Here is a 1,042-nt window from a genome sequence, read left to right on the forward strand (position 1 = left end):
TTGGGGGAGGTAGCAAATATCTCCATGGGTGCTTCCCCAAAATCTGCTTCATATAATGATCAAAGAATTGGACTTCCGTTGATACAGGGGAATGCGGATATTAAGGACAGAAAATCTTCCCCGAGACTATTTGCGTCCCAGATAACAAGAGAATGTTGGGTCGGAGATATACTTGTTGGCGTAAGAGCCCCGGTTGGGATGGTTGCAAAATCAGAGCATCATGCTTGTATAGGTCGTGGAATTTCTGCTCTCTGTGTCAAAGGTGAGGATCGCCAAGAGTTTCTATACCAATGGTTATTATGGTATGAGCCGCACTGGGTTAGTATTTCTCAAGGTGGGACATTTGATTCAGTTAATAAGAATGAAATAACGAACTTGGTAGCATTATTTCCCAACCCTTCTGAGCAACAAAAAATCGCCCACTGCCTCTCCTCCCTTGATGAGGTGATCGGGCTGGAGTCGCACAAGCTCGACGCCCTCAAGAACCTCAAGAAAGGCCTGATGCAGCAGCTTTTCCCGCAAGATGTGCCCTGAGCCATGGCGAAAAACAACAATATCCAGACCTTCAATGACCTCGACGGTCTGGCGCAGCATCTCCGCAACCAAGACAAGAAGGTGACGTTACTCTTCGCCCACAACGGCACCGGTAAGACGCGGCTTTCCATGGCCTTCAAAGAGCTGGGCAAGTAGATAAATGAGAATGGTGAAGATGTTTCTCGCGACACACTCTATTTCAACGCCTTCACCGAAGATCTGTTTTTCTGGGACAATGATCTGGAGAACGACAGTGAGCGGGTGCTGAAAATGAATACCGACTCGCGCTTCTTCAGCGGTTTGGCCGAGATGGAGATGGAGAGCCGCATCGGCCCTCTGTTGCACCGTTATGCCGATTTCAATTTCGAGATCGATTATTCAAACGGCAGCATCGTCTTTTGGCGGGAGATGGTCGCGAATAGCGACGGCACGGAGGAGCCGGCGTATATCAAAGTCTCGCGTGGCGAGGAGAATCTCTTTATCTGGTGTTTCTTTCTGGCAATCGCCC

The 1,042-nt window shown here is 49.0% G+C and carries 2 protein-coding genes and 1 pseudogene; all 3 read left to right on the forward strand.

Annotation, left to right across the window (positions count from 1 at the left end; genetic code table 11):
- Positions 1-534 (forward strand): restriction endonuclease subunit S (locus ACOCD2_RS21660; protein WP_294031732.1); only part of this gene is annotated, 534 nt, incomplete at its 5' end.
- Positions 535-537: 3 nt separating this feature from the next.
- The gene (locus tag ACOCD2_RS21665) at positions 538-690 is read left to right on the forward strand and encodes a hypothetical protein (RefSeq protein ID WP_305801654.1); all 153 of its coding nucleotides are present in this window, start codon (positions 538-540) and stop codon (positions 688-690) included.
- Between the two features lie 105 nt (positions 691-795).
- A pseudogene (locus ACOCD2_RS21670) lies at positions 796-1,042 on the forward strand (anticodon nuclease); the annotation flags it as partial.

Origin of the sequence: Thiolapillus sp., assembly GCF_048562965.1 — a bacterium.
Classification (GTDB): domain Bacteria; phylum Pseudomonadota; class Gammaproteobacteria; order Chromatiales; family Chromatiaceae; genus Thiolapillus; species Thiolapillus brandeum_A.